At 55.7% G+C, this 9,399-nt stretch carries 9 protein-coding genes; 4 read left to right on the plus strand and 5 right to left on the minus strand.

Annotation, left to right across the window (positions count from 1 at the left end; translation table 11 throughout):
- From ACILRN_RS13450 to ACILRN_RS13460, 3 genes are all read right to left on the minus strand, one after another.
- On the minus strand, positions 1 to 610 hold a 610-nt coding region (locus ACILRN_RS13450), incomplete at its 3' end, for an NAD(P)-binding domain-containing protein (RefSeq protein WP_395689090.1).
- The gene (locus ACILRN_RS13455) at positions 607 to 1,932 is read right to left on the minus strand and encodes an aspartate aminotransferase family protein (RefSeq protein WP_395689092.1); all 1,326 of its coding nucleotides are present in this window, start codon (positions 1,930 to 1,932) and stop codon (positions 607 to 609) included. The genes ACILRN_RS13455 and ACILRN_RS13450, both read right to left, overlap by 4 nt.
- 732 nt (positions 1,933 to 2,664) lie before the next feature.
- Entirely contained in the window at positions 2,665 to 3,828 is a 1,164-nt protein-coding gene (locus ACILRN_RS13460) for a tetratricopeptide repeat protein (protein WP_395689093.1), read from the minus strand.
- 554 nt (positions 3,829 to 4,382) lie between these two features.
- On the opposite strand from ACILRN_RS13460, the gene ACILRN_RS13465 reads away from it, so the two are divergent.
- From ACILRN_RS13465 to ACILRN_RS13480, 4 genes are all read left to right on the plus strand, one after another.
- Positions 4,383 to 5,192 (plus strand): MlaA family lipoprotein, encoded by an 810-nt coding sequence (locus ACILRN_RS13465; protein WP_395689095.1) that lies wholly within the window; start codon positions 4,383 to 4,385, stop codon positions 5,190 to 5,192.
- A 559-nt stretch (positions 5,193 to 5,751) separates the two neighbouring features.
- Positions 5,752 to 6,522 (plus strand): hypothetical protein, encoded by a 771-nt coding sequence (locus ACILRN_RS13470; protein ID WP_395689096.1) that lies wholly within the window; start codon positions 5,752 to 5,754, stop codon positions 6,520 to 6,522.
- Between the two features lie 372 nt (positions 6,523 to 6,894).
- Positions 6,895 to 7,653 carry an SDR family NAD(P)-dependent oxidoreductase gene (locus ACILRN_RS13475; protein ID WP_395689097.1) on the plus strand — a complete coding sequence of 253 codons (759 nt, stop codon included), beginning with the start codon at positions 6,895 to 6,897 and terminating at the stop codon, positions 7,651 to 7,653.
- Positions 7,654 to 7,903: 250 nt separating this feature from the next.
- The gene (locus tag ACILRN_RS13480) at positions 7,904 to 8,431 is read left to right on the plus strand and encodes a DUF1269 domain-containing protein (RefSeq protein WP_395689098.1); all 528 of its coding nucleotides are present in this window, start codon (positions 7,904 to 7,906) and stop codon (positions 8,429 to 8,431) included.
- On the opposite strand, the gene ACILRN_RS13485 is transcribed toward ACILRN_RS13480, so the two are convergent.
- Positions 8,428 to 8,811 (minus strand): hypothetical protein, encoded by a 384-nt coding sequence (locus ACILRN_RS13485; protein ID WP_395689100.1) that lies wholly within the window; start codon positions 8,809 to 8,811, stop codon positions 8,428 to 8,430. The genes ACILRN_RS13480 and ACILRN_RS13485 overlap by 4 nt on opposite strands.
- A gap of 1 nt (position 8,812) precedes the next feature.
- Positions 8,813 to 9,331 (minus strand): chemotaxis protein CheD, encoded by a 519-nt coding sequence (locus ACILRN_RS13490; protein ID WP_395689101.1) that lies wholly within the window; start codon positions 9,329 to 9,331, stop codon positions 8,813 to 8,815.
- Positions 9,332 to 9,399: the final 68 nt, after the last annotated feature.

Genomic DNA, 9,399 nt, shown 5'->3' on the forward strand with positions numbered 1-9,399 from the left:
CGAGGAGCGCCGTTGCATTACCCTTGACGACCTCCGCCACGAGCTGCCTTGCTGCGCCCGGTTCAAGACCTTGATGTTCAAACCAGTTCATGACATCCTGCATCATCAGCGTTGTCATGCCGGAAAAAGCGCCCATGACGCTTGCCGCAATGAACTGGGCCTCTGATTGAAACGCGTGAACAGGCCCCAGCTTCTCAAGCAGCTCGCGCGCCACATGATGATCGGGATAGAGGACCGAAGGTCCGACATTGTGGGCGTTGGCCAGCCCCGGCATCATGGACAACGCCACTTCAGCAGGTTCCGCAAGGGAGCGCATTGCCTCCAGCCTGCTTCCCGACATCACCGACAGCAGCGTCTGGCCCTGCCGGAATCGCAGCCCTCTCAGCACGGATGGAGCATCGATGGGCAAGAGGCTGATGACAACCAGCTCGGCCTCGTCGGCAATCTGCTGATTTTCAGCAACCGTGACACCGTATCTGTGTTGCAGGTCAGCAGCTTTCTGCGCATTGCGGGGCGAAACCATGATTTTCAAGTCAGCACCCGCACGGGCTAGCCCCTCGACGAAATAACTGGCCAGGCTGCCGGTGCCGATAAAACCAAGAACCTTCACGGCAGCTCGTCCAGAACCTCACCCACAGCCTTCGCAGTAAAGGCGATGTCATCTTCCGTATGCACGATGGAGGACAGTGAATGCAGCGTTGCCGACGGCGACATGTAGACACCCTTGTCGAAAAGCCTGAGGACGAAATCCCGGAACTTTGTACGGTCAACATGGGCCGAGAAATCCCGGCAGTCGGCAATCTCTTCCTTGCCGGTAAAGAAGATCTGGAACATCGAGTTGACGCCCTGCACAATCACCTTGTGCCGATTGTGGCCCTTCGAAACACGACGGATCTCATCGGCCATCTTCTGCCCCAGATGGGCAAGCTTGCCATAATTCGCCTTGCCGTCAGCGAGCATGATCTCGAGCATCGTCTTTGTCACGGACAGGGTGAGACGCCCTGCATTGTGAGTTCCATAGTGAAGCACCTTGCCCCACTCCAAGCCCTGCATGACGTGGTCAGGGCCGGCGATTGCCGCCATGGGAAGCCCGGCACCGAGCGCCTTTCCATATGTGACGATATCAGGCGTCAGTCCGTAGAGTTCAGCACAGCCGCCAGGCGCCACACGAAAACCGGTGACCGTCTCGTCGAGGTAGAACAGGCAACCATACTGACGGCACAACTCCTCGATGCGGTTCAGATAACCTGGCTTTGGCAGAATGACGCCCATGTTTGCCATGATGCCTTCGGTGACCACGCAGGCTGCTTCACGCCCATGCGTTTCCATGGCGCGTTCCAGCATTTCAACATCATTCCAGGGAACCACCACCGTATCGAGCCACATTTCTTCCAAGACGCCAGCACTATCGACGATGCGAATGGGGCTTGTCTTTGGGCCGAACATGGTGGGCGGCATCGGATTGGTGTTGACGATCACGGGGTCCCACCAGCCATGGTAGTGCCCTTCGAACTTGATGATCTTCCGCCGACCGGTAAGACCACGCGCCAGACGAAACGCCGCCATGGCGGCTTCTGTTCCCGTATTCGCAAAGCGAATCTTCTGTGCGTGCGGCAGCAAATTGACCAGAAGTTCGGCAACCTCGACTTCAACTTCCAGTGCTGTTGCAAAATGGGAGCCTCGGGCGATCTCCCGACTGACGGTTTCGACAATCCCGGGATGACCATGACCAAGCGGCAACGCGCCAAAAGCCATCATCCAGTCGATGTAGCTATTGCCGTCAACGTCATAAAGCCGAGCACCCTGACCATGTGACATGTAGCGGGGATGCATGCCAAAGGTTGCAGGTCCGCGTGAAGCCGAGGAAACCCCCTCCACCAACACATCCATCCCCCGCTTGAACAGCGCCTCGGATTTTTCTGTTGCCGTCATCTGGAACCACCTCTCACCGCTGCAACCCGATGCTTTGCAGCCTATACCGTAGATATGCGTGTGGTCTAACTAAATCAGCGCAGTTGACCGGCATCTGATCATTGGTCCAGTCCGGGCATCAATCCGGTGGATCATGGCAGTCGATAAGATTCTCACATCAACCCTCCCGCCTATTGCTTGAATCATATCCAAGTTGCTGTTTCTTGATAAGCATACAGCGTCCGCATCATCGACGGGCCTTCACGCAATTGAGCGTCGCGACAGGCTCGGCTGGAGGGCTGTGTCGCCACCCGCACCAACTAGGATTACAGATCGGCTCAGCATGCCTTCCTTCATTCGACGATTTCCGCTCGCAGCTCCATCGCACCAAACGTCGCTTTCGATTTCACCAGCTTTCACTTCGCTTCAAGCCCGCAGTACATCATGTGCATCAAAAAAACCATTTGATACTTGATCGCTTTTTCCGGGAACAAAACAGCAGATGACGGAATGAAATTTTACAGATGCTTCAAACGCGTGGAGCTTTATGCAGGAAACCGCCCAAGATCGGCATCATGCGCCTGGCAGTTGAACCGGAGCAGCCGAATACATGCTAACAAATATGCATGTTCAGAGACTGGCAATGAATTCTGTCCCGTCGCGAATCCTGCAGGATAGTTGGCTGCTGCTCATGTGAACAGGCCACTGACTGGTGACTGCCGCAGTTTCAAAAGAACCAGCTGGGTCCACAGATCAGGGGCTTGGCGCCTCCTGCAGCGATGGCAGACTATCGGTGCGCCGCTGCACCCGCCCATTCACTTCAGAGGGCAGCCAGAAAGAAAGCGCAGCCAATTCGTGATAGTTCCTAACTCGCTTTGTATTTCTCTCTGCAATTCGGTAGGCCGCCTCCGCTTCCGGCATCTGGCCGCGCTTCATGAGCGATCTTGCCCAGTAGAAATAGCCGGTCGGGTCTTCTGGCCTTATCGATATGGCCCTCTCGAAGTTGCCATCGGCAGCCTTGAACTCACTGAGAGCCGTGTAAGCCACGCCGAGCAGAATGTTTGCGGCAAAGGATACCAGTCCATCGTCAGACTGGCCGAAGCTGTCATAGTTGGAAAATGGCTCAGCTAATTCGATTGCTTGTTGAAGATTACCGCTCTGGATCAACATGAAAGCGGCGTTGAGCTTGGCAGGTTCGAGTTTTGGATCTGAGGTGAGTGCGTTGTCAAACCATTTGTGCGCGGCTGAGGTATCATTGCTGAAGAGATATGACACGCCTTTGAGGTTTTCAAGCGGGGCCAGCTCAGAAGAGTGATCGGGTGTTGGAGAGCGCTTGAGCCGGTTGGCGATCAGGTCGATCGCTTCAGTTGGGTATTCGTTCGCCTCATCTGATTTTTCAAGCAGGTATAACGCTGTGATGTACGGATCGACTTCTCTCATGGTGAGCAGCGCTGCATCAAACAGTGCAGCATCTATTCTGGTCTCTGAGTCGAGGGGAAGCGCCACGCTAAACGGTTTGCTATTGATCTTGTTTGCGGTAGCGACGATGCGCGGAACGTTCACTCCGTCAACCGAATCGACGACGACTCCAATCACCAGTTGTGTGTCATTGATGCCAAATTTTGATTTTGCAGATTGCAGAGCATCGGTCATGCCTACCACTTCTGCGAAGGCGGCACTGAGAGGCCTGTCCTTGCGGGGAACAATAACGTTATCGTCCAGAATGGTGTCTGTGCTGGCGATACTCTGCAGTTCATTGACGAGAAAGGCCTCAACAAGTTCGTGGTTGAAACCCTTCTGCTCGAATGCGGGCGCCACGGAAACCTGCAAGTAAATGGTGTCCGAGCTGAAATAGGCATCTGCGCCAACAAGACCAGCGGCCGCCAAGAGACCATAGACCAAAGTTGTCGGGTCCATTCAATTCTCCCCTACCTTTGTCGTACCAAACAGTCATGCCAAGCTGAGCGACGTCAGCGCCGGAATCAAGCTACAACCGGCTCAGTTAGTAATTTGTGAAGTAAACAGATTGGCGGGCTTGGATACCTGCCGGTTGCGTGGTTGTGTGAAAATGAAGTGTTGCACAGCAGGTATTTTCTGTGATGTGCCAGGTCGGGTGGCTTCACCGGCGCTTGAGTTGATCGTTCCGCGCCGTCTGCCCATGTATTGATATTCGATGCAGTCAACTGTAACTTTCCAGAAAGATTTGGAGATTTATTTGACCGTCCAGCGACGACGTTGGCAGTCGCATGATGTTTGACAACTTAGACGGGTTAATTTGACAGACCTGCCGATGTGGCCCTTTCGCTGCTTCACCACCCAAGGTACAAGGACCGTCAAAGCCAATAAGGAATGCGACTCTCCGCTTATGCCTGCGCTCAGGCCGGACCTCGCTTGCACGTCGAAAACAAGCCCGTCCCTGTCGGCGGGCATCGGATGGTTGACAAATGATGCCAGTGGAGAACTTTTTGCCGATGAGCATTAGGGGACGGAGGCTGGTGAGAGCCTTGCTTGCTGCCGCATTCCTGACCGGCACCATTGCGCTGGCGACTGGCGCCAGCCAAGCGTATCCGGCGGTATCGGCCCCCACGCCGACATCGCCTGCGCCAATGCCGGCACCAGCGCCTGCAGAATTGAGTTCGCTCGATCAATTCAATGCAGCCATGCATGGCTTCAACCTCTGGGCCTTTCAGAAGATTGATGCGATTGGCGAATGGGCAGGTGCCTTGCATCCCTCCCCGGCGATCAGCGCAGGCCTGTCGAACATGCTCAGCAACTTCATCAATGAACCGACGGCGGCAGTGAGCTGGGCCGTTGCGGGCAATTATGACTATTCGCTCACCGCCCTGTGGCGATTCTGGACCAATACCACCCGAGGATGGCTTGGCACGGTGGATGTTGCACGTTCGGAGGGTGTGGTGACGCCTCCCATCGATATCGGTCTTGCGTTGTGCACCCGCGGCGTCGGCGAGGGCGCCTACATGGTGCTGCCGCTCGTTGGACCCCGTACAGTCCGCGACGGAGTGTCGGATTTTCTTTTGATCAACGCCATAACCTATCTGACCCTTGCGCCCATCATCGGCTTTCCTCCTTCGCTGCAGACAATTGCCACGCTGGAAGTGGTTGAAGAAGTGGGCAAGGTGACGGCAATGCGCCAGATCGACCATGGCGATGACCGCAATCCATCAGCAGATGCAGTAAAGGAAGAGTACTTGAAATCGAGGCGTCAGCGCTGCGAGCAATTGATGGTACTGCTCAATTCAAGGGACGCATCTCGTGACTGATGAAGGGTGATCGCGGGCGCAGGCGTGGCGGAGATGCTTTCATCGTTCACAGGTGTATTGCACCGATTGGGCAACGGAATGGCTCACGTTCATTGACTGCCGCCCAGTTGTAGCACGAGCATAAAGTAGCAGACATGACCTGGACTCCGCCAGCACAACCCCTCGATTGCACGACATGCTGTGTGCACCGGGTTGGCCCGCGGCAAATGAGCCCGGCGATCGCCCACCGTGCTCCGGGAGTTTACCTTGCGTCTCCCGGCGCAGACCTCCACGTTCCGGACATCGTCAATGGTCTATTTCCTCAGGGCAGAATCAATTTGACATCCAGTGGAAACAATGTGGGTTTCCCAGAAATGCCTTGAGAGGGATCGACTTCTTTTCAGACCTTGCAGGGCGAGGTAGACTCTGAACCGACCCAATACCCGATGCATTTTGCCGGATACTCCACGAAGAGACCGGCAAACTCACAGTCGCAAAATACAGGGACCGCATACGCAGCACCGCAATGAACAACAACTATTTCTTCACGCTCACGGCAGGTCGAACTGGCACGGAATGGATGGCCAGTTTCCTGAAGCTCAATCTGGGCATCGAAGCCATCCATGAACCTCTGGCCATTCAAGATTTTGGCGTCCGTATGCCGGACATCAAGATCATGAGGACATTCAATGACCTGGGAAACACCGAGACCGTAAGAAGCTTTTATCAGAACAAATTCAGGGACATGACGCGCAGCTTGTACTACGCAGAGACGAATCATGCACTCGGCAAATGCGGTCTTGTTGAAAACCTTGTCTTGTCAGGGCTTGCAGGCAATACGATGGTCATCGTTCTGAACAGAGACATCGTTGATCAATGTGTGAGTTACGTTCTCAGAAGGGATTTCAAGAACATCACGATCATCTGGCAATGGTATCTCAGCTACAATTATCGCAATGTGATAGTTCCCCCACAGTTTTTTGTACGCTTCAATGACAGCCAGAGCGACAACAACATCTCACAGGCTCTCTGGTACAGCTATGAAATGATGGCCCGTCAAATCTATTATAAGACCCTTTACTCCGACCAGATTCAATTCGTTGACTGTAAGCTGGAGACCATGAGGAATCCAGCCGAGGCAGGCCTGTTTCTGAAAACACTGGCCGGCAATCAGCCGGAATTGATCCGTGACAACCTCATGCTGCCGGATGTTCTGAACAAGAACCGCAACAAACCGTCAGAAACGGTTCAGGCTGCCGTTGAGTCAGCAATAGCCAGCATCGACCTCGATGTTGCGGATCTCGTGCGCTCCTACATCGAGTCCGGTCGGCGGCTGGATAGCCCAACATGAGCAGCCAACGCCAAGATCAACCCGCGGATGAACGGAACGACGTTGGCCTGCATATCGGGCTGTATTCATTTTTGCGCCTGTGACTGCTATTCGTCATACTGGGCAGGTTCGACTTCCCGAAAACTGAGCAGGGACGAAGCCGAGGCTGGCAGGGGTGACCTGTTTTATCACGCGCTGGCCGCAGAGGGCCTGTGCCCACTCATGCCGGACGCCGATCATCGACCGTATATGCTGACTCACGTCGTGGCGTGAATTTTGACGATAAGCAGATCAGTGATTCAGGCAGGACTGGCTCCATCATCTGAACTTCGACTGGCACCCTGTTGCATAGACTGGCAGGGCCCGGCATGATGGAGACATGGAGGGACGATCATGGCAGCCATCTATACTGACCTCGAGGGAAAGCGCGTTCTGGTGACGGGGGGTGGATCCGGCATCGGAGCATCGATCGTGAGGCAGTTTGCCGCCCAGAAATGCAAGGTTGCCTTCATCGATATTGCCGTTGATGTCTCGCAGGCTCTGGCTGCCGAACTTTCCACCCAGGGCCATGCCGTGCGCTTTGAGAAAGCCGATCTGCGCGACATTGCCGCCCTGCGTGCCGCCATATCCCGCATTCGTGAGGCATGGGGGCCGATTGACATTCTGATAAACAACGCAGCCCATGACGAACGCCACGCCACCGCAGACGTGACACCGGAATATTGGGACGAGCGCATCGCGGTCAATCTCAAGCATCAGTTTTTTGCAGCCCAGGCGGTTTTGCCGGACATGCAGGCAGCACGCTCCGGGGTGATCATCAATTTCGGTTCGATTTCGTGGATGATTGGCCAGGGCGGGATGGCTGCCTACACGACATCAAAGTCTGCAGTGCTCGGGCTGACGCGTTCACTTGCCAGGGACTACGGGCCCTACAACATCCGTGTCAACGCCATAGCGCCTGGATGGATCATGACCCAGCGCCAGATCGACAAGTGGCTGACGCCCGAGGCGCTGAAGGAACTCGAGTTGCGCCAGTGCCTGAAGCGCCGGATCGTTCCGGATGAGGTTGCTCGCTTCACCGTCTTCCTTGCCTCGGAGGAGGCCTCGGCCTGCACCAATCAGCAATATGTCGTTGACGGCGGTTGGATCTGAAACGACGCCTCCTTGCACGTGCGCGTCTGCTGAAATCGTCATCATCGCTCTACAGCCACATTTTTCTTCGCAAAGGGACCGAACATGAAAAGCTTTTCATGTTCTTTTCCACGTGATGGGAGCGAACTGCACGAGTTGCTGCTGGTTGATACATCAATTAATTGATATGTCTGCATCACGTGGTGGATGAACTGTATCGCTGCCACCATGCGATTTAATCACTCAACAGCATTCGACCGGAGATGGACCGATGGCAGACTTGATTGCAATTACCTTCGACAATGAGACAAAGGCTGAAGCAGCCCGCAAGCGTGTGCTGGAGTTGCAGTCGGAATATCTGATTTCGCTGGAAGACGCCGTCGTCGTGTCAAAGGATGCCGAGGGCAAGATAAAACTGAATCAGATGTTCAATGCAACAGCTGCCGGTGCTGCTTCGGGGAGCTTCTGGGGTCTTCTGGTCGGGCTGGTCTTCTTGATGCCGCTGGCTGGTGTGCTGGTTGGCGCAGCATCCGGCGCTCTTGCTGGAAAACTTTCCGACTTCGGCATCAATGACGAATTCATGAAGGGTGTGGCGTCATCGCTCCAGCCCAATCATGCAGCCCTGTTCCTGCTTGTTCGCAAGATGACCACCGACAAGGTCGTTGCCGGACTCCGTGAATTCGGTGGAAGCGTCATGCGCACATCGCTTGACGAAGGCAAGGAAAAGGAGTTGCGGGCTGCTCTTGACGAACACATGGCCAGTCATGCCCAGGCTGCTCCGGCAGCGGCCGCGACCTAGCCATCCGCGAACAACTCATAGACCTCAACCGGCGCCTTGCCAGCCGTGGCCCCGCCCTTGGCCAGCCGCTGAGCCAGGCTGGCCAGCTTGATCTGCGCTGTTGCAGCCCTGGAATCGACCGTCCACTCGGAAGATGACAGGGCTGCCGCATTTCCGGCAAACATGGCAAGGGCCAGCAGTGTCTGGTTGAGGATATCGAGCAGCTGAAGATTCTGGATGCTGCGTGCATCAAGCACGCCGGCGTGGCGCTCAATCATGTCGTCAACCGAAGCTTCCATGTCAGCAGCCATCAACTGCAAGGCGCCAAGTTCATGCGCGAGCTGCTGCAACAGGGCAGGAAGCGGAAGCAAATGCGGCGAGCGGGTATCGGGCATCTCCATGTCAGAACAACTCCAGTTCGCCGCCGGTATTGGCTGGTAGCCCGGGCAGACTGTGCAGGGGCTCGTCGCTGGCCCTCACCATTTTCTGCCGGGCCCGCCCCGTGGCAGGCCAGAACTGGATGCGGCGTCCGGTTTCACCACCCAGGCTTCCCCCTACAATCGGAATGCCTTCGCGCCGCAGAAACTCCTGCGCAAACCTGGCATTGGCCAGGCCGAAGTCGCCCAGTCCGCGCATGGTGCGCGCCCCGCCAAAGAGCTTGGCTTCAAGACGCGGGCGCATTGCCCCTTTCTTGAGCAGGCCGTTGATGAGGAGTTCCATCAGGTGAACGCCATGACGGGCAACAAGGGGCGAGGCAGTATCTTCGCCCGGCAACAGGAAGTGGTTCATGCCGCCCACCCGGGCGATCGGATCGTTGATGCATGCTGCAACACATGACCCGAGCAACGTGGTGATCGAGACCTCATCCGCCGTACTGACATGATACTCGCCCTGTACGATATTGATGCGATGGCTTTCCATACGCGCGCACTCAGACCAGTTTTCCGACGACAGCCTCGATTGCGGCCTTTAGGCTTGCCGAGGTGAAT

It is taken from the genome of Aestuariivirga sp., from assembly GCF_044238155.1.
GTDB lineage: Bacteria > Pseudomonadota > Alphaproteobacteria > Rhizobiales > Aestuariivirgaceae > Aestuariivirga.

What these genes read in the sequence shown, in the direction of transcription:
- ACILRN_RS13480 (WP_395689098.1), top strand. Translation starts at nt 7,904, where the DNA reads ATGGCAGACTTGATTGCAATTACCTTCGACAATGAGACAAAGGCTGAA.
- ACILRN_RS13485 (WP_395689100.1), bottom strand. Translation starts at nt 8,811, where the DNA reads ATGGAGATGCCCGATACCCGCTCGCCGCATTTGCTTCCGCTTCCTGCC.
- ACILRN_RS13465 (WP_395689095.1), top strand. Translation starts at nt 4,383, where the DNA reads ATGAGCATTAGGGGACGGAGGCTGGTGAGAGCCTTGCTTGCTGCCGCA.
- ACILRN_RS13475 (WP_395689097.1), top strand. Translation starts at nt 6,895, where the DNA reads ATGGCAGCCATCTATACTGACCTCGAGGGAAAGCGCGTTCTGGTGACG.
- ACILRN_RS13490 (WP_395689101.1), bottom strand. Translation starts at nt 9,331, where the DNA reads ATGGAAAGCCATCGCATCAATATCGTACAGGGCGAGTATCATGTCAGT.
- ACILRN_RS13455 (WP_395689092.1), bottom strand. Translation starts at nt 1,932, where the DNA reads ATGACGGCAACAGAAAAATCCGAGGCGCTGTTCAAGCGGGGGATGGAT.
- ACILRN_RS13470 (WP_395689096.1), top strand. Translation starts at nt 5,752, where the DNA reads ATGGCCAGTTTCCTGAAGCTCAATCTGGGCATCGAAGCCATCCATGAA.
- ACILRN_RS13460 (WP_395689093.1), bottom strand. Translation starts at nt 3,828, where the DNA reads ATGGACCCGACAACTTTGGTCTATGGTCTCTTGGCGGCCGCTGGTCTT.